This window comes from Alteromonas sp. 5NW40-0090 (genome assembly GCF_057552975.1).
The window spans coordinates 246,652-266,192 of the sequence record NZ_BAAJLT010000004.1 but is presented as its reverse complement, the minus strand read 5'-3'; the positions used below and the strand labels follow the sequence as shown (position 1 = coordinate 266,192).

15 protein-coding genes are annotated in these 19,541 nt (G+C 44.7%); 4 read left to right on the top strand and 11 right to left on the bottom strand.

Annotated features, from left to right (window positions below; all coding sequences use genetic code 11):
- Positions 1–14 precede the first annotated feature (14 nt).
- From lspA to murJ, 4 genes are all read right to left on the bottom strand, one after another.
- Complete coding sequence (gene lspA / locus AC27KT_RS06850) at positions 15–560, bottom strand: signal peptidase II (RefSeq protein ID WP_487128522.1); 546 nt, start codon at positions 558–560, stop codon at positions 15–17.
- Entirely contained in the window at positions 553–3,372 is a 2,820-nt protein-coding gene (ileS, locus tag AC27KT_RS06845) for an isoleucine--tRNA ligase (RefSeq protein ID WP_487128520.1), read from the bottom strand. Before ileS ends, lspA begins: the two co-directional genes overlap by 8 nt.
- Before the next feature lie 269 nt (positions 3,373–3,641).
- Complete coding sequence (gene ribF / locus AC27KT_RS06840) at positions 3,642–4,562, bottom strand: bifunctional riboflavin kinase/FAD synthetase (RefSeq protein WP_014950132.1); 921 nt, start codon at positions 4,560–4,562, stop codon at positions 3,642–3,644.
- A gap of 120 nt (positions 4,563–4,682) precedes the next feature.
- Positions 4,683–6,242 carry a murein biosynthesis integral membrane protein MurJ gene (gene murJ / locus AC27KT_RS06835; protein ID WP_487128518.1) on the bottom strand — a complete coding sequence of 520 codons (1,560 nt, stop codon included), beginning with the start codon at positions 6,240–6,242 and terminating at the stop codon, positions 4,683–4,685.
- A 450-nt stretch (positions 6,243–6,692) separates the two neighbouring features.
- Between murJ and rpsT the strand changes: the two genes are divergently transcribed.
- Positions 6,693–6,956 (top strand): 30S ribosomal protein S20, encoded by a 264-nt coding sequence (rpsT, locus tag AC27KT_RS06830; RefSeq protein WP_014950134.1) that lies wholly within the window; start codon positions 6,693–6,695, stop codon positions 6,954–6,956.
- Between the two features lie 182 nt (positions 6,957–7,138).
- Here the strand turns inward: rpsT and AC27KT_RS06825 are convergent, their stop codons facing one another.
- From AC27KT_RS06825 to AC27KT_RS06810, 4 genes are all read right to left on the bottom strand, one after another.
- Entirely contained in the window at positions 7,139–7,891 is a 753-nt protein-coding gene (locus AC27KT_RS06825) for an SDR family oxidoreductase (protein ID WP_487128516.1), read from the bottom strand.
- The gene (locus tag AC27KT_RS06820; RefSeq protein ID WP_487128514.1) at positions 7,891–9,021 is read right to left on the bottom strand and encodes a phosphotransferase family protein; all 1,131 of its coding nucleotides are present in this window, start codon (positions 9,019–9,021) and stop codon (positions 7,891–7,893) included. The genes AC27KT_RS06825 and AC27KT_RS06820 overlap by 1 nt, the downstream gene beginning before the upstream one ends.
- 161 nt (positions 9,022–9,182) lie before the next feature.
- Positions 9,183–10,013, bottom strand: coding sequence for an SDR family oxidoreductase (locus AC27KT_RS06815; RefSeq protein ID WP_487128512.1), 831 nt, complete (start codon positions 10,011–10,013; stop codon positions 9,183–9,185).
- A 127-nt stretch (positions 10,014–10,140) separates the two neighbouring features.
- Positions 10,141–11,040, bottom strand: coding sequence for a bile acid:sodium symporter family protein (locus tag AC27KT_RS06810; protein WP_487128510.1), 900 nt, complete (start codon positions 11,038–11,040; stop codon positions 10,141–10,143).
- A 119-nt stretch (positions 11,041–11,159) separates the two neighbouring features.
- Here AC27KT_RS06810 and AC27KT_RS06805 point away from each other — a divergent pair, with 119 nt between their 5' ends.
- The 3 genes from AC27KT_RS06805 (at position 11,160) to olsF (ending at position 14,934) form a co-directional block, all read left to right on the top strand.
- On the top strand, positions 11,160–12,065 hold the full coding sequence (locus AC27KT_RS06805; protein ID WP_487128508.1) for a LysR family transcriptional regulator: 906 nt from the start codon (positions 11,160–11,162) through the stop codon (positions 12,063–12,065).
- 103 nt (positions 12,066–12,168) lie between these two features.
- Positions 12,169–12,966, top strand: coding sequence for a UDP-2,3-diacylglucosamine diphosphatase (locus AC27KT_RS06800; RefSeq protein WP_487128506.1), 798 nt, complete (start codon positions 12,169–12,171; stop codon positions 12,964–12,966).
- A 249-nt stretch (positions 12,967–13,215) separates the two neighbouring features.
- Positions 13,216–14,934, top strand: coding sequence for a bifunctional ornithine lipid synthase OlsF (olsF, locus tag AC27KT_RS06795; protein ID WP_487128634.1), 1,719 nt, complete (start codon positions 13,216–13,218; stop codon positions 14,932–14,934).
- 106 nt (positions 14,935–15,040) lie between these two features.
- Here olsF and dapE read toward each other — a convergent pair whose 3' ends face one another.
- The 3 genes from dapE to hupB form a co-directional block, all read right to left on the bottom strand.
- Positions 15,041–16,216, bottom strand: a complete 1,176-nt coding sequence (gene dapE, locus AC27KT_RS06790) for a succinyl-diaminopimelate desuccinylase (RefSeq protein ID WP_487128504.1) — start codon at positions 16,214–16,216, stop codon at positions 15,041–15,043.
- 534 nt (positions 16,217–16,750) lie between these two features.
- Positions 16,751–18,643, bottom strand: a complete 1,893-nt coding sequence (locus AC27KT_RS06785; protein ID WP_487128502.1) for a SurA N-terminal domain-containing protein — start codon at positions 18,641–18,643, stop codon at positions 16,751–16,753.
- Positions 18,644–18,954: 311 nt separating this feature from the next.
- Positions 18,955–19,227, bottom strand: coding sequence for a nucleoid-associated protein HU-beta (gene hupB, locus AC27KT_RS06780; RefSeq protein ID WP_012518978.1), 273 nt, complete (start codon positions 19,225–19,227; stop codon positions 18,955–18,957).
- Positions 19,228–19,541: the final 314 nt, after the last annotated feature.

Below are 19,541 nucleotides of genomic sequence, written 5' to 3'. Positions count from 1 at the left end.
AACCTTTCCGAATACTACTTAATGGTTTCGCTACTTTTCGCGCCACTTACTTGCGCGTCTGCGCCTTCTTCACTTTTTTTATCGCCATTTTTAAACATGTCGATGATGAGTAAAGCCGCACCTATGAATATGGCACTATCGGCAATATTAAACGCCGGCCAGTGGTAATTGTTTACGTAAAAATCCAAAAAGTCGATGACATAACCATGAACTAAACGGTCGTAAACGTTTCCTAGTGCACCACCTAAGATAAAGGCAAATGCAACCGGCAGCATTTTTTGCGAACGAGGTGACTGTTTAAGCCACCACAAAATAACTGCACTTACTAAAACGGCAATGGCAGTAAAAAACCAACGCTGCCAACCACCGGCATTTTCTAGAAAGCTGAATGCGGCGCCGTAATTATGCACGTAAGTAAAGTTAAAAAACGGCAGTACCTGTATCGACTGATACAAGGACATACTGTCGATAACCGTGTACTTACTCCATTGGTCGAGGATAAACGCAATCGCGCTTATCCACAAAAAACGCAAGCCTGTTTCGCGAAAAAGCTTAAGCATAGTGGCGCTCTTCTCCATCACCGTCAATGTTTGTCACACAGCGGCCGCAAAGCTCTTCGTGACCTGCATGTGAGCCTACATCTTCACGGTGATGCCAGCAGCGAACACATTTGTCACCGCTTGCTTTATCAACGCTTAACCATAAACCTTCAACGTCTGTGGCTTTCGCATCAGACGGTGCACTGTCGACTTTCGTTAGCGTAACGCCCGACGTAATAAGTACGAAGCGTAGCTCGTCTTCAAGTTTTGCGAGTACGTTGTACAACGACTCGGTAGCATAAAGCGAAATGCTCGCTTCTAGTGAGCCACCTAGCTCGCCATCTTTACGCGCCTGTTCCATCGCTTGGTTTGCCGCGTCTTTTACGCTTAGCACTTGATGCCATAGGGCATCGTTAAACGTATCGCTTTGCGTGAAGTTATTAAACCCTTCATACCAGGTTTCAGTGAATACAAACTCGCTGCGCTCACCTGGCAGCGTTTCCCAGATTTCTTGTGCAGTAAAGCTGGTAATAGGCGCCATCCAGCGAACCAATGCTTCAATGATATGATACATGGCCGTTTGGCATGAACGACGGGCTAGCCCATCTGCTTTAGCTGTGTACTGGCGGTCTTTAATCACGTCTAAATAGAATGAGCCCAGCTCAATTGAACAGAAGTGCGTAAGCTTCTGTGACACTACCAGCAAGTCGTAGTTGTCATACGCTTCGATAAGCTCTTCTTGAAGTGCCTTAGCACGAGCAACAATCCAGCGGTCAAGCGCGACCATATCTTCTTCTGCAACCGCATCTTCAACCGAGAAACCGTTCAGGTTCGCTAGCAAGAAGCGTGCGGTGTTACGTACGCGGCGATAGCCATCTGCAGCACGCTTTAAAATTTCATCCGATACTGCAATTTCACCACGATAATCCGTAGACGCTACCCATAGACGAAGGATGTCTGCGCCTAATTTGTTAGTCACTTCCTGAGGCGCCACAACGTTACCTACCGACTTCGACATTTTTCTGCCGTGGGCATCTACCGTAAAGCCGTGTGTTAGCACTTCTTTATAAGGCGCGTGACCGTGCATGGCAGTAGAGGAAATAAGCGAAGACATAAACCAACCACGGTGTTGGTCTGAACCTTCAAGATACAAATCGGCAGAGGCCGGAATGTCATCGCGACGGTCTACAACAAAGTAGTGCGTCACACCTGAATCAAACCAAACGTCTAAGGTATCGGTCACTTTCTCGTAGTTATCTAGTTCGCTACCAAGCAGGGCTGCATCATCAAGATCCCACCACGCTTGAATGCCTTTAGCTTCAACTTCTTGAGCCACTTTTTCCATCAATGCCGCAGACTCTGGGTGGATTTCACCGGTAAGTTTGTGCACGTACAAAGGAATAGGCACGCCCCACGTACGTTGACGAGAGATACACCAATCTGGACGACCTTCAACCATTTTTTCAATGCGGTTTTGGCCCCAATCTGGGATCCATTTGGTTTGCTTAATCTGTTCAAGTGATTCAGCGCGAAGGCCTTTTTTATCCATGCTTACAAACCACTGAGGCGTAGCGCGGAAAATAATTGGCGTTTTGTGGCGCCAGCAATGCGGGTAGCTGTGCTCGTATTTTACGTTTAGGACAAGGTTACCCTTCTCTTTAACCGTTTCGATAATTTCATCGTTGGCTTTAAATACAAACTGACCTGCAAACAGCGGTGTGTTTTCGAGGTACACGCCATTGTTACCTACCGGATTGTATACTTCGATATCGTATTGCTTGCCCACGTTAAAGTCGTCAACACCATGAGCTGGGGCTGTGTGTACACAACCTGTACCAGATTCAGTTGTAACGTGGTCGCCTAGAATTAACGGAACTTCAAGGTCTAAGAATGGGTGATTAACTTTAAGCTTATCAAGCGCAGCACCAGTACAGGTTGCCACTTCACGGAAATCCTCAACGCCGTAGCGGCTCATGCAGCTTTCAAGCAGGTCCTGCGCGACCACTAGCCATTCGTTTGAAGGCTGAACTTCAACAATTGCATAGGTAAGCTCTGGGTGTAAGCTAATTGCACGGTTGGCCGGCAGTGTCCAGGGAGTGGTGGTCCAAATTACAACGCCTGCTTTATGTGTGGTTAAATCACCTTCAGACACACCAAACGCTTCTGCGATAGCAGCCACATCAGCCACTGGGAACTTAACGTCGATTGCCGGTGATACTTTGTCTTTGTATTCAACTTCTGCTTCAGCAAGTGCTGAACCACAATCTGTACACCAGTGAACAGGTTTGAAGCCCTTTTCTAAGTGACCAGAGTCTACAATTTTACTTAATGCACGAATGATGTCGGCTTCAGATTTGAAGTCCATTGTTTTGTATGGGTTATCCCACTCACCAAACACACCTAAGCGTTTAAAGTCAGCCATTTGGCCGTCAATTTGCTTTTGTGCATATTCGCGACACTTTTGACGAAATTCAGCCGCCGTAACTTTCTTACCTGGCTTACCTACTTTCTTTTCTACCATCAATTCTATCGGCAAACCGTGGCAGTCCCACCCAGGAACGTACGGAGAATCGAAGTCAGAAAGGTTTTTCGACTTTACAATAATGTCTTTAAGAATTTTGTTAACCGCGTGACCAATGTGAATATCGCCATTCGCATAAGGAGGGCCATCGTGAAGAATAAATGGCTTTTTGCCTTTTTTCGCTTCACGAATTTTGCTGTATACCCCTTTTTCCTGCCAGTCTTTAAGCATTTTCGGCTCGCGCTGAGCAAGGTTACCGCGCATCGGGAACGCAGTTTCTGGAAGGTTCAGTGTGGCTTTGTAATCACTCATAAAATTGTATTATCCGGTTACCTTAATTTTCACCCAATGCACTAACACATTGTGAAGGCGATATTCATGTTGCGATGTTCAAATTAAAACGCTGAATGTAAAAGGTTCAACGTAAAACTGTGTGTCGTTCTTACTAGCGCAAGGCTGACGTTATATGTTCTAGCACAGTGACTTACTGACGCGTTACGCGAACAAGGATCCACGTTAAAAAAATCGAGCTCAATAAAACTGATACGCGCAAAAACTTTTCGTGACTTTATCACGTTTAACTATGCTAATAACAGACGCGCTTGTGCTGCATCTGCTTGAATTTGATCTTTCAACGCCTCAAAAGAATCAAATTTAATTTCATCTCTTATTTTTGCCATCGGAAACACCGTAATGGGCTTGCCGTAAAGGTCAGATGACAAATCAAAAATATGGACTTCTAACTGGTTTCTTACCCCGTTAACAGTAGGACGGGTACCAATGTTTGCAACGCCGTTATAGTGTTTTCCATCTACGTCGACACGAACTGCGAACACGCCATGAATTGGCGTTTTTTGGCGTTTTAACATGACATTCGCGGTGGGAAAACCAATGGTGCGACCTTTTTTCTCGCCGTGAACCACCCTACCGTGAATAGCAAACGGGCGCCCTAGCATTTCGGTAGACAAACCGAAGTCGCTGTCAGCCAACGCTTCTCGCACCGCGGTAGAGCTTATTCGATGGGCATGCATGGTAAAACTGTGGGTGCTTACTACTTCGAAACCATATTGGCGACCTGCCGCCTCGAGCATTTCGAAATCCCCTTTGCGGCCATTGCCAAAACGGAAATCGTCGCCAACAACAAGAAATTTAACGCCCAGTTTGTCCACCAATAAATCGTGAACGAAGGTATCGGCACTTTGCTTAGCAAACTCCGCGTTAAATCGCACAGCAAGCAGTCTGTCGACACCTTGTTGGCGCAGCAATTCGTACTTTTCGCGAAGAGGGCTTATACGCGCTGGCGCTTTATCAGGCATAAAGACTTCTTCAGGCTGCGGTTCGAACACCATTACGGTGGCTGGAAGTGATAGCGATTTCGCTTTTTCAAGCACGTTAGCCAACACAGCTTGATGACCACGGTGTACGCCGTCGAACTTGCCAATAGTGAGCACACACCCTTTATGGTGCGGTTTTACATTGTTTAGCCCGCGGATAAATTCCACTGTTAGCCACTACCTTTTAACTGCTAGAAAATCAAAGCTCGCGATTATAGCCGACCGCGAGCACAATACCAAGCACACGGGCCATTCTGACTCCATGCGCTATTTCGCATCTATTGAATACTAATCGCCGCCGCTTCTAAAATGCCTGGGTCGCATGCCCAGCACCACCATGGTGGTCACAAACAGTATAACCGACAGCGAAATGGTTATTCCTACCTCTAACATTTGGGCGGAAAGAGACAATTCAAAGAAAGCTAAGCCTTGATCGCGATAATAAATAAGCCCGCCCATGGCAGCACTTGAGAGTATCACGCGCGCTATAAACAGAACCGAAGTACGGCTAAGCGCAAACACTCCTTGACGGTGAAGTGTTATATAGAGCAAAGCGGCGTTAAGCGTAGCTGACATACTGGTAGCGACAGCAAGCCCTACATAACCAAACGGAATCGCTAAAATAAGGTTAAACACCATGTTTGCGACCATACACCAAATACCAAATTTCACTGGCGTCTTGGTGTCTTGGCGGGAGTAAAATCCTGGCGCGAGAATTTTTACCAGCATAAAGCTGAGCAAGCCAAACGAGTACGCGGTAAGCGAGTAAGACGCCATAATGGCGGTTTCTGCGGTAAACGCGCCGCGCTGAAAAATAACGGTCAGAATAGGTCTTGCCATCACGCCAAGCCCCACTGCAGCAGGTATGCCCAATAAACACACCATGCGAAACGCCCAATCGATATTCGCAGCAAACGCTTTGGGGTTATTACTGACATGGTTTCGGGATAGCGTGGGTAATATGACTGTTGCGATGGCAATACCAAACAACCCTAGGGGAAATTCAAGCAGCCTGTCAGAATAGTATAACCAGCTAATAGAACCGGTAACTAAAAAGCTGGCGATGAAGGTATCAAATAGTAAGTTAATTTGACCCACTGACACACCGAACAAGGCTGGGATCATCAAGGTCCGTACTTTTACTACGTTTTCGTCATGCCAGCCCCACTTTGGCTTTACCAAAAGCCCAGCCCTGAACAAAAACGGTAGTTGAAACAAGAACTGCACAATACCGCCAACAAACACACCCCACGCTAGCGCGTATGCGGGTTGCTCCAGAGCAGGTGCTAAGTATATTGCGCATGCAATGATGCATACATTAAGTAAAACCGGAGTGAAAGCGGCAACCGCAAACTTATTGAGCGTATTGAGTATCGCCCCTGCCAACCCAGTCAGAGAGATAAACGCCAAATAAGGAAAGGTAATTTTTAACATGGTCGACGCGAGCACAAACTTATCTCCGGCCTCGTCTCCTTCGAGCCACGCCACAAACCACCCTGTTCCGAATAAAGCCGCCAAAACAGGAGATGCTATTACTCCTATAATAGATACCACAAAAACGATAGCGCCCAACGTACCGCTGACTTTTGCAACGAACTCTCTAAGCTGCTTTTTATCGTCGTTCTCATGGACTTCGGTTAATACAGGAATAAACGCTTGCGCAAATGCACCTTCAGCGAATAGACGACGAAGAAAATTAGGAATTTTGTTAGCAAAGAAAAATACGTCAGCCGCTGCACCATCACCCATAAGCTTGGCAACAACAACATCACGTACCAACCCTAGTATTCGCGAGACCAAGGTCATTATACTGACGATAAGACCAGATTTTATTAACTTCCGTGACACGTCACACTTCCAATAAAAGGTAAAGAATAGGCTAAATAGCAGAAGCCATTTAAAGGATAATCGAAGGCATTTGCTAAGCGTAAAGAGGCAACTCTAAGTTGCAGGCGAGCCATAATAACTAAAGGCTATCGCAGGCGAAACGATTTCTTCAAAATAGTTGTGCATCTTTAACAACTTTCTTGTTATAATCCGCGCCCGGTATGGGGTGCTGTCGTTTATGCATGTCTATCGCTAAAATGTCTTGGAAGAATATCGCTATGAAGTTCTTTCAAAAAATGTCGCAGAGAAATGTCGCAAAGAATGTGCAACGTGTTGAGCATACTTTGTGTTCAATAGCTTGCGCGTTTTAACGCGGAACGATTTAAGTTTTAAATCGTTTGACATTTGGGCGTTTGGTAGGCACAATCCGCACCCTCGTTTTTGACATGAATTTATTTTGGGAGTTACACCTTGGCTAACATTAAGTCTGCTAAGAAGCGTGCAATCCAAGCCGAAAAGCGTCGCCAGCACAACGCTAGCCGTCGTTCAATGACTCGTACAAGCATCAAGAAAGTTATCGCTGCAATTGCAAGCGGTGACAAAGAAGCGGCACAAGCTGCACTTACTGCTGCTACTCCAGTACTTGACAGAATGGCTACTAAAGGCTTGATTCACAAGAACAAAGCTGCTCGTCATAAGAGCCGCCTAGCTGCGCAAATCAAAGCACTAGGTTAATCTTTACGATTAGTAGTTAAAAAAGCGCCCTTCGGCGCTTTTTTTGTATCTGTAATCGACGCTAATTAGCATGGGTTACTGATTTCAAATTTAGACTTAAAGGCAAAAAGCCCACCACTAGGCAAGCTCTGTCACAAGATAAAAAGTCTTTGCGGTGTGTTCACACCTCAGCTATCCGCTTATCAGCTCATTTTTCTTATTGAGCTTGCCGGTGCAATACGCATGATCCAGTGAAGGATGGCCCACGGCCAGCTCGGCACAAACGCATTCGCTTTTTCTTTATTGATTGCATTGACCATCGCACGACAGCCCACATCGGTATCGACAATAAACGGTACTTTTTCCACTTTTTCGTTTATTTCGCTGCGAATGAAACCGGGGTGAATACAGGTGACGTTAATCGGCGTATTCATTACATCCATTCGAATGCCTTCGGTCATTGACGTAAGCCCTGCTTTTGTTGCTGCGTATACAGTCATGGCGCGCCTAAAGCCGCGCACCGCGCTTATAGATGAAATCGTCACAAGATGACCACTATTTTGCGCCCTAAAGATAGCCATTGCCGCTTCACATTGTGCTAGCGCCGACACAAAATTAGTCACCGCCGTTTGCTTATTAGCGTGGAAATACCCAGTGCCAATTGACGCCCCCTTGCCCATGCCTGCATTCACAATGACTCTATCAAGGGTCCCCATGTCGGCTTTGAATGCGTCAAAAACTTCAAAAACTGCATCGTGATCGTTTACATCCAGCGAGCGTATGTACACGTTAATGTTTTGGTTAATTGAGAGTAACTCTTCTTTCAATTTCTCTAAATTCTCAAAGCGCCTTGCGCATAGAGCTAGGTTACAACCCTGTTTGGCAAACTCAATCGCCATTCCCTTGCCTAGGCCTGAACTTGCGCCTGTGATCAGAATATTGCGTCTTGTTGTCATTATCGTTTTCCTGATGCTTTAATGGCCTTATTACAACGCCACATTAAGTAATGAATAAAGATCCAAAAGTTTTTGAATGCTGGATTATTGGTTTGCTTGTGGTGATAGCGATAGTAGATTTGCTGGGCAATACCGGCTAAACGGAAAAGTCCGTACACCTCGTAAAAGGTAAAATCATCTACATCTATTTCCATCTCTTTGCAGTAATACGCAACCACCTGCTTTCGAGTTAGCATACCGGGTAAGTGAGTAGGCTGGCGGCGCGTTGATTGGGCCAAAAAGTCATCATCAGCTTGTACCCAATACGCCAAGGTGTTGCCTAAGTCCATAAGCGGGTCGCCCAAGGTCGCCAGTTCCCAGTCCAACACACCGATAATTTGCGTATAGTTTTCCGGTTTCAACACCACGTTATCGAACCGAAAGTCATTGTGGGTAATACAAATGCGTTCATTAGCGGGCATGTGGTTTTCTAGCCAGCGCATTATTTTTTTACCCGAAGGGACATTCCAGGTTTTTGCTTTACTATAGCGCTCGCTCCACCCGCCTATTTGACGTTCTATGTAACCAGCACCTTTACCTAAGTGCTCAAGCCCCGCTTTCTTATAATCCACTTTATGAAGCTCAATTAAGCTATCAAGTACATTAGTGCAGAGCTGTTTAGTTTGCTGTTCTGTTGTCTCTAGACCTCTGGGTAAGTTTTTTCGGGGGATTACACCAGTAAATTTTTCCATTACGTAAAACTCTGTGCCTATAACGCTCTCGTCTTCACAAAGTCCAAGCATTTCTGGCACATAGCGGTAAACAGGTTTTAACGCATGCTGTAACCGGTACTCCCGCCCCATATCGTGAGCACCTTTAGCTTTAGTACCTGCCGGTGCCCTTCGCAAAATTAACGACGTTTGCTCGCTCTGGTTTTGGTCGCTGCTTTGATAGTCCAAGCAGTACGTCCAATTAGACGCGCCTCCAGAATACTGGGTGACTTTAGGCAAACTTTCGCTGTTTTGTATAGTGTCTGCCAGTGATGAACTCGAGGCACTACTATTTTTCTTAAGCCAATCGTGCACAGCGCTGACGTCTAGCTCTTCGCCCGCTCGCACGCTGTCTGCTTTATCTACGACTTGTTGTTGCATATCTCAATCTTCTTTTAATTCTGTTTCAAAGGATCTACTCAAAGTGCTTACTCACAATCTTTGGCTAAAAGATACTTCTGTTTGTACCTGCACAAGTGCAGCTCGACAATTATTTTCAGATAGCTTGGCAACAAACAGAGGTGAGCGCGTTTCCGTTTTACCTAACTTTGCTTTTCCATTGCACGCTTCATCATCTTCGTTTGATTGAGCATATTTTTGATATAACGCTGGGTTGGCAGCAGCTTCTTTAACAGGAAAGCACGTTTACCCAGTTTATGGGTAAGAATTAGAAACTGCTTTTTATCGACTTGCTGAAATATGGTCTCGGCCACTTCTTCTTTCGTCATTTCTGCTTTAGCGAAGAATTTATTGAGCATCTTGTGCGACGCTGGGTTGCTGCTTCGCATCGACTCATCTAAATTCGTTTTGAAGAAGCTTGGACAAACTACACTAACGTCAATATTGTCAGGTGCTAATTCCAACTTCATAGTTTCAGAAAACGATACCACTGCGGCTTTAACCGCGTTATAACTTCCCATATAAGGAATAGGCGTTAGCCCTGCTTGCGATGCAATATTTATGAAATAGCCACCGCCTTGCTCTCGCATTAAAGGTAAGAGAGCACGACTGACTCTCACCATGCCTAACACATTAATATCAAACACCCACTGCCACTGCTCAATGCTCTCATCTAAAAGGCTGCCACCAGAAGCAACACCCGCATTGTTAAACACAGTGTCAACACCGCCCCAGCGAGTTTCTAAGGTGTTCGCTAACGTTTGAACATCATTTTCAGAGGTTATATCGCAATGGATGTAAAACGCATTGGCACCTTGGACGGATAGCGCATTTACCGTTTCATCGCCTCTTTCTTGGTTAATGTCGGCAATGCAAATATCTAATCCCTCGTCTTTGCCTGCCCACTTTTCCGCCCACTTAAGGGCAATGGCCTGACCTAAGCCGGTAGCGCCACCGGTAATCAATACGCGCATGATGTGTTTCCTAACTGTTATTGTTTCATTATTTTTGTATCGGCGTTTATGTTTAGTTGCGCTTTATTGTGCTAAGCGCTAATCAGTACTTCATTATTCTCTCGAATTGACCGCCTTATCAATCCAATCAAACTGATCCCGTCTTTTGCAGTAACACTGATGGCTGTTCGTTACGCATTTTTCGTTTTGCCCACAGGGCCAATAGTGCGGGCCCGATGTACATTGCTACGCCATATACACCTGGTGCAATCGCGTAATCAGGGGCACTTAAGAAGGTAATACATATCAGCATTGCAAGCGCCGCGTTTTGCACGCCTATTTCAATGGCCAGCGTTAACGAGTCTTTAAATGCTAGGTTTGAAAGCTTAGCAAGCCAGAGCCCTAACAAAACCGATGATAAATTTAACGTTAAGCAAACCAAAAACGCGCGTTCAAAGGACGCGGCTAAATTATTTCTTTCTGAAACCAGCACGCCCACAATCATGAGCAACATAAAGTACATGGAAAATTGCCGAAAGAAGCTTTCAGTTTTAGTAGCAAACCTGCTATTAAAGCGACGAATGGTCATGCCTATAATGACCGGTACAATTGATATACCAACCAGCCCGATCACTGTTTGAATAATAGAAAAGTCTGGCGTGTTTTCTTTTACAAAGTAATCAAGAGCAAATTGAATGATAAATGGCGTTGTGAATACACAAGCGATGGTAGAAATAGCAGTCAAGCTTACTGAAAGGGCCAGATTTGCTTTTGCAATGTGGCTGATTAAGTTACTGGTCGTGCCGCCTGGGCACGCCGCTAAAACCATGACGCCAACCGCAATATAATCGGGTAGACCAAAAACGAAGCACAGTCCTAGCGCTAACAGAGGCAGCAATATTATTTGCCCTATAAAACCCGTTATTACTGCTTTAGGTGCTTTAAGTAGTCGGGCAAAGTCAGAAAGGGTTAGCGTTAGCCCCATACCAAACATAACAAATGCCAACGCGAGAGGTAACAACACCTCGGTAAGTACAGATGCCTGCATGCACACGCCCCTTACAAGAGAAGCCTCTATTAAAGAAACCTTTTATTAACATTTAAGCCAGTGTACTCTGTTTAATAATAAATAAAAATGATGCCTTATTATGGAAACCCATAAATAATATGCATGGAAAATTAGACCTAAATTTGTTTATCGTGCTGCGCGCGGTCTACGAGCAAGGCAGCATTACAAAAGCCGCCAACGCACTGCATATTACTCAGCCTGCGGTAAGTCACGCCTTAGGTCGTCTGCGAGAGAAATTTGATGACCCGCTGTTTATTCGTCATGGGCGACAAGTCGTGCCTACCCCATTTTGCCAAGGCATTATTACATCGGTTGTGAAATCAATAGAAACCCTTGAAAGCACGTTAAAAGGCGAAGTGAGCTTTGATATAAGTGATAAACCTCGTCAGATGAACCTTGGTTTACGAGATATTTTAGAATCTATATTTTTTCCGGTACTTATTCCTGAGCTTGTTAAACATACTCCTAATATCACGGTGAATAGCAGGCAGGTTACCTGGCCAGAGCTTGCTCCCGCACTAGCCGCTAAAGAGCTTGATATCGTAATTGACACGTTAGTTCCAACCAGCCGTGACATTCGCTCTCAGTTTATCTGCGAAGAAACGTTTGTAGTGGTATGCGCGCCTAGCAATAGCTACGTAGAAAGCCCCAGTATTAAAAACTACTCAGTTGCACAGCATGCGCTTGTGTCTTTAAAAGACTCAAAATTAGATACAGTAGATCTAGCCCTTGCTCAGCACAATTTACATCGCAACATCGCATTGCAGTGTGAACACTACTTTGCCGCCGTTAACGTAGTGAGCCAATGCGATCTCTTGCTGACCATGCCAAAGCGATTCGCCCAACAATTCAGTAATAAATTCGATATCGACATTCTACCCCTTCCATTTGACGTCCCCCCACTTCCCGTACACATGTACTGGCACAAACACGCCGATGAAGACTTAGTGAATGTATGGATGCGAAATAAGCTTTTAGAAGTGGCGAATAAGTTGGGGTTATAGCGCGTATTGGTGTTGCTGTAACACAATGGTCAAGCAAGCGTCACGGTAGTGTCAATTTGCAAACCTATAGTGACGGTCCAAGGCATCGCTTTGGGAAACCGCTATGAAAAAGACACACTATCGAACACTTTGGCTTTCTGATATCCATTTAGGAAATCGCGACTGCAAAGCTGAATACTTACTTTCCTTTCTGGATAGCATAACCGTAGATACCCTCTATTTGGTGGGTGATATTGTTGATATGTGGCAAATGACCAAGCAATTTCGCTGGCCAAAGGCGCACAATCAAGTCATGCATAAATTCATGCAAATGAGCCAAGATGGTACGCGTGTGGTGTACTTACCCGGAAACCATGATGAGCCAATTCAGTCTTATTCTGGTATGGCCTTCGGTGAAATAGAAATAGAGCGAGAGTTGGTACACACCACCGCACAAGGAAAGCGTTATTTAGTTTTACATGGCGATCAGTTCGATGGCGATGTGACTATGGGCAAATTCCATGCGTGGATTGGCGATAAAGGTTACGACCTGTTGCTCTTTCTAAACAGAGAGTTCAATCGCCTACGCGCCTGGCGCAAGCGCGAATACTGGTCACTTGCGGGCTATATTAAAAAGCACATTAAGGGTGCGAATGAAGCCATTGCTCGTTATCGAGAGGCATGCTGTAGGCGCGCCGATGAAATGGGACTTGATGGTGTAGTGTGTGGCCATATTCACCATCCTGAAAGCAGCTTTGAAAACGGTATTCACTATATTAACGATGGTGACTGGATAGAGAACTGCAGTGCATTGAGTGAAGACATAAATGGTAATCTCTCACTAATCCATTACCTTGATTCACTAGAGTCTGCTAGCGTAACGTCTATTACGACCAAAACCTCTCGCTCTAAAGCAGCATAATATCATCGCACAAAAAGGGGCTATAACAGCCCCTGACCTCTTCTATTTAGCAAGCGATAAATTTATTTCAAATCCATCTGTTAAGACGATGCCCCATCGAACCTGCTGTACATCGAACCTGCTGCACATCGAAGCCAACAGACCTTAGTTACAATATTTTAACACTGTCAAATAACTGCCATGAAACTGTGTGAAAAACGTCACATTGCCCTGCTATTGTTCGCCAAAACCGGAAGAGAAACAGGTTCTATGTTTACTGTAAACGACGTACTGAACAAGCATTACCCTCAAGTAGCGAACAACCCCATTCTATTTAAGTCGCTGTCTTTCGTGTTAAGGCACCTACTCCATGAACGTGAAATTACCGAATTTGGTGAAACCTATCCACACTATGAGGACATCGACTTCGTAGAGCAAGTACTGGAATATTTCAATATCAGCTACTCCACCCGCGATGTAGAAAAAGAACGTATTCCAAGTGAAGGGAGAGTGGTAATTATTGCGAACCACCCTATTGGTTCACTCGATGCTCTTGCGCTTATAAAATTGGTAAGTGAAGTACGTCACGACTTAAAGGTGGTTGCTAATGAAATGCTTATGGCCATTGAACCGCTTCACGATATGCTGCTACCTGTAAACAACATGCAGGGAGGCACGCCGAAACAACATTTGTCGGCAATTCAAAAACATCTTAACAACGATGGTGCCATATTGATTTTCCCCGCTGGTGAAGTCTCTCGATTACGCCCACAAGGTGTTCGCGACACACGTTGGCACACCGGTTTTTTGCGCATTGCAAGGCAGGCAAAGTCGCCAATTTTACCCGTCTATATTGATGCTAAAAATAGCCCGCTTTTTTACGGTGTATCCATGGTATACAAACCATTGGCTACCGCGCTGCTGGTAAAAGAAATGTTCAAGCAGCGTAAAAAGCACTTACCTATGCGCATTGGTGAACTTATTCCGTTTGAAGCGTACCAGCAAACCAATATACCGCTAAAAGAACAGGTAAAGCTGTTTAAGCGCCACTTGTATCGCATTGGCAGCAACAAAAAAGGCGTATTTGAAACACAGGCTTCCATTGCCATGCCAGAAGACAGAAAAGAACTGGCCCGCGCTATGCGAGACTGTGAACATTTAGGTGAAACTGGGGACGGAAAGTCTATTTACCTATACCAACACAAAAGCTGCTCACCGATAATGCGAGAGATTGGCCGCTTGCGTGAAGTGGCGTTTCGAGCTGTGGGCGAAGGCACTAATAAACGTAGAGACATCGATCAGTACGATTCCCACTATTATCACCTTGTGCTCTGGGATGACAACGATTTAGAAATCGTAGGCGCCTACCGCTTTGGCGATGCTGAACTTCTGACAGCGCAAGACCATCCTACCGGGCTCTACTCTGCCACCTTATTTAATTACGGCGAGAACAACGACAGACTTTTTAAAGAAGGCTTAGAGCTAGGACGAAGCTTTGTGCAGCCTCGCTACTGGGGAAAACGCAGCTTAGATTATTTGTGGTTTGGTATTGGGGCATTTTTAAGCCGCTATCCAAAGTATCGCTATCTTTTCGGTGCAGTGTCACTCAGTAACGCCTATCCTGAACCCGCTAAAGATTTATTGGTACAATTTTATTCTACCTATTTTCCTGCCAAGTTTGGCGAAGCGACTTGCAAGCGTCCTTATCAAATGACGAACGATGCCCTGCATCAGTTTACAGGTAACGATTACAAGGCAGAATTTACGCAGCTAAAGCATTTACTGGCTAATATGGGCGTAAACGTACCAACACTTTACAAGCAATACTCTGAAGTGGCTAAAGACGGCGGAGTGGCATTTTTAGGCTTTAATGTCGACCCTGATTTTAACGACTGTATCGACGGACTGGTGGTGGTTGATATGCAAACGCTTACCGAAAAGAAGCGTAAGCGCTATTTAACCGACATTCAGCTTAAAGCCACAGCCTAAGCAAGAGGGAGCGTCTGATAAACGCTCCTTTCTTCAATGCTAGTGCTTTTCAATCTTCTTTTTTCTGATCTGCTTCTTTCCGAACAAATGGAAATATCAGAAGTTATTATCGACCGCCAACACATTTGAGAATATCGGTATAGATATCTTCAAGGGTAAGCAAGTCAGACACATGAATATGCTCGTTTATTTGATGAATGGTGGTATTTGGCACACCTACTTCAACCACTTGTGTGTGCTCACTTGCAAAAAAGCGCCCATCTGAAGTACCACCAGATGTGCTGACCACAGGATAACGACCTGTGGCGCCTTTTATCGCCTTTTCTACACAAGCAATTAAGCAGTGTTCTGCATTGCTCTTGGGTTTGCTTAAGTAAGCTTCACAGGGTCTTGAAAAGCTCACTTGGGCTTCTGGATCAACGCTATTGATAATACTGCGTAGCAATGTTGATAAACCTTTTTGGTCAAACTGCCATGAATATCTAACATTAAACTCTACACGAACGGCACTGGGCACTATGTTATCGGTGAAGCTTCCCGTATCCATGTGTGTTATTTGAAGCGTGGTGCCAGGAAAGTCATCACTCCCCTTATCAAACGGGTGCTGTGTTAACGCGTTAATCACGTTACTTGCTTTATGAATAGCATTCACCGCTGTCTTTGGGTAGGCCACATGGCCTTGCTTTCCTGTAATATGAACAGTGCCTGAAAGTGAGCCCCTGCGGCCAATCTTGATAGTATCTCCGGTTGTTGCAGATGCAGAAGGTTCACCTACTAGGCACATATCAAGCTTAATATTTTTAGATGCTAAATATTCAGCTATCCATTTAGAGCCCCACTCTGCCTCCCCTTCTTCATCACTGGTGATTAGCCACCAGAAAGAAACTTTACTGCCATCTAGAAAATCAATGGTGCGCTCTGTTGCCGCGAGCATGGCTGCGATGCCTGTTTTCATATCGGCAGCACCACGTCCATATAGTTTATTTTGGCTAATTACAGGGCTAAAAGGCGGTGACTTCCACTTATCAAGTGGGCCTGGGGGCACAACATCAGTATGGCCGCTAAATGCAAAGTGATTCGGGCCCTGCCCCCACCTAGCGACGAGGTTACTCACACCATTAATTGTGTGCTTTTCACAGGAAAAACCAAGTTTTTCGAGCTTGTATATCAGGTAACTTTGGCAACCAGCGTCCTGTGGGGTAATCGACGCTCTTGCCATAAGCACTTCGGCAAAATAAATACTGCGAGCTGGCGCTATCGAAGGTAAAGGCTGAATTGACATGCATAAGAAACCTTTATAAAACGTGGGTCTATTACACAAATGTAAAGTGACACGCTAATAACAGATTTACGACAATGCCATGACAGCGGACAAAGTAACCTAAAGCTAAAAATAATAAAGGATGACAACAAGGAAGGCGACAATGGGTGAGTTTGCGACTAGGGCTGTCTCGTTAAGATTTGTCTAAACCAGCGCGCGTTGTTATAACTAGAACATAACTTAAAGAAAGGCATTACTGTGTTAAAAATCATTGTTTTAATACCCCTTATTTTGTCACTACTCTGGTTTGGCTATTTACAAGCCAATAAATACACTCTGGAGCAAGGCAAGCAAGGGTTTCTGTACATATTTGTGTTATCTGGTGTTATTGCGGCATTTTATACACTGATGCTGTTCTTAACGAACTAACGCACTTCAAACAAACACCCAATCACTGTGTTGTATGAAAAAAGCCAGCATCTATGAAAGAGGCTGGCTTTTTAGTATTTACCGGTGTCACTGCTAGTCGCAGCGACAGCTTTTACGCAGCAGAGCTTATAGCGTCTGTGAGATAGTCACTTCTGCATTTGCGCGAAGCGCATCAATATATTGTTGATAAACGCGCTGGCCTTGTACCTGGGCAAGACGCTGCTTCAGGCTTTCACCCAATTCATTTTCAAGCTCTGGTGCTGCATTAACGTTTTCAAGCATAACAACAGCGACGTCACCGTTTACCGTTGTTGCAACATCAACTTTGTCTTCGCCTTCAAGGGCAAGAGAGAAAAGCGTGTCAACTAATGCACGTGCAAGTGCACCGCCCGCTCTTGGAACAGCAGTTGCTGTTTCCCAAGACACGGACTTTTCAGCTAGCTCACTTTCAACGCTTTCTCCAGCACGCACTTTTTGTGCGATATCAAACGCCCAAGCTTCTGCAGCTTCTTTTGCTTTTTCCGTTTTTACTGATGCTTCTATTCCTTCGCGAACTTCATCTAGCGACTGAGTACGTTGTGGTTCATGCTCAATAACGCGAGCAACAACTACCGTTTCGTCATCAAGTTCGATGATGTCGCTGTTAAGGCCTTCTTCAACTAGCTCTGAAGAGAAAGCAACATCTAGCAAGCCAGGGAAGCTTAATTCGGCAGGTGCCGTATTACGACTGAAAAGAACAGACTCTTGTATAGGAAGATCTACAGCATTAGCTGCGTCTTCGAGCGTGTCAGGTACTTCAAAGGCAATTTCCGCTAACGTATTTTGAAGCTCAAAGTACTTTTCCATTGCCGCGTCATAAAGTAGCGTATCGCGTATCTCACCAGCTACTTCATCGAATGACTTGACTTGCGCTTCTTTAACATCTGTAAGTTTAATAATGTGAAAACCGAAGTCAGTCTCAACGACATCAGAAATATCACCTACGTTTTCTAATGCAAACGCGGCTTCGTCGAATGCTGGGTCCATCATTTCTGGCGTAATGAAATCAAGATCACCACCATTTTCAGCAGAGAACGTATCATCAGAATTTGCTTCAGCAAGGGCCGCAAAGTCTGCACCATTGTCGAGTTCTTCTTTTAATGATTCTGCTTTTTCTCTCGCAGCATCGGCATCATCGCCAGCTTCGATAAGAATGTGTGAAACACGGCGCTCTTCTTCTTTACCGTAGCTTCCCAGATTATTTTCGTAGTAAGTGCGCACCGCTTCTTCATCAACAGAAACGCGACCTTTTAAGTCTTCAACACTTAGTTTTACATAGGCAAGCTTTACCTGCTCTTCAGTATCGAAAGAGGCAATGTTGTTATTATAAAAAGCTTCAACATCCGCTTCTGTTACTTCAGTAGAGCCAGCAAATTCGTCAGAGCTTACTAATATGTATTTCGCATCGCGAGTTTGACGCTGTAGTGCATTAGCCTGCTGTACTTCACCGTCTAAAGCAAACGATGAATTTGTTAGTGCAGCCGCCAATTGGTTCTGTGTCATTTGAACACGAAGGTAGTCACGGAAGTCGGCCACCTGAAAACCGTTCTGACGAAGAATGGCCTGGAAACGTTCGTTGTCGAACTGACCACCAAACTGGAACTCAGGCATTTGTACGATAGTCTCGCGAATTTGCTCGTCACTTACACGCAAACCCATGTCCGTCGCTTGTTGCTGAATTAGTTTTTCAGCAATCAGTCTGTCCAGTACATTTCTTCTAAAATCTGCAAGATATTGTTCACTAGAGAAAAGCTGTGCGATGCTTTCGCCGTATTGTGACTCCATTTGTGCACGCTGATTTTGGTATGCACGTTCTAGTTCTTGTGCCGAAATTTCTTCGCCGTTTACAGTAGCTACTGCTGTAGTACCTGACGATGTTAGGTAGCTACCTACACCTGCGAATACGAAACTTAAAACGATTAGCGCAATAATCGCCATCGCCCAAGGGCCTTGAGAACCTTCTCTGATTCTTTCTAGCATGATTGTTCTTCAACTCCGTTGCTTACTACCGTTACCTCAAAACATCACAGATTGGTGAATGCGAGATAAAATAAGCGCTGATTATAACCCAATGCCGCCGAATATAAACGCCAAAACACACTATTTGTGCTGTCTTTCGTTAAGTCCGAACATTGTGTAGGCATGAAAAAAACTCGGCATGCCTCAACGGGTTATTTGTACTCTTAAAATATTGGGATCAGAGTCGCTACTCTGACCCAATATTGAATTCTTTGTTTTAGAAATAAAAAAGGCGATGGACTAGCCATCGCCTTTTTCTATAATTTTTGTGCTTAGTTACAAGCGTCTTTCAGTGCTTTACCAGCTTTGAAAGATGGAACTTTCGCTGCTGAAATCTGAATAGTCTCACCAGTTTGTGGGTTACGGCCACTGCGAGCTGAACGTTCGCGAACTGAGAAAGTACCAAAGCCTACTAGTGCAACTTGGTCGCCGTCTTTAAGCGCCGCAGTTACTGAGTCAGTGAATGCGTCAAGAGCGCGGCCAGCAGCTGCTTTAGAAATGTCTGCACCAGCAGCGATTTGGTCGATAAGTTGAGACTTGTTCACAATTAGATCCCCTTCGATTGTTATTATACTGTTTATCCAAAACGATTTTGCTTGGACGTTATAGCAAGCTTGATCGTTAACATCAAGCTTCAGTCACAAATAATTAACTTTTTAAATGAATCGCTGCAATCCCTTTTGTGGCAAGGCTTCAAGCGAATACCACTTAAAGGTAACACAACTTTTGCGACATGAAAGCCCTATTTTTAAAAAAATGGGCTTTTCTTTCGCCTAATGCGCACTTTTTAATCAATTATTGCAAATTTATAGAAAAAATGTGGCTGTACGCCTTTAAAATAAAGGGGTACAGCCTAGAC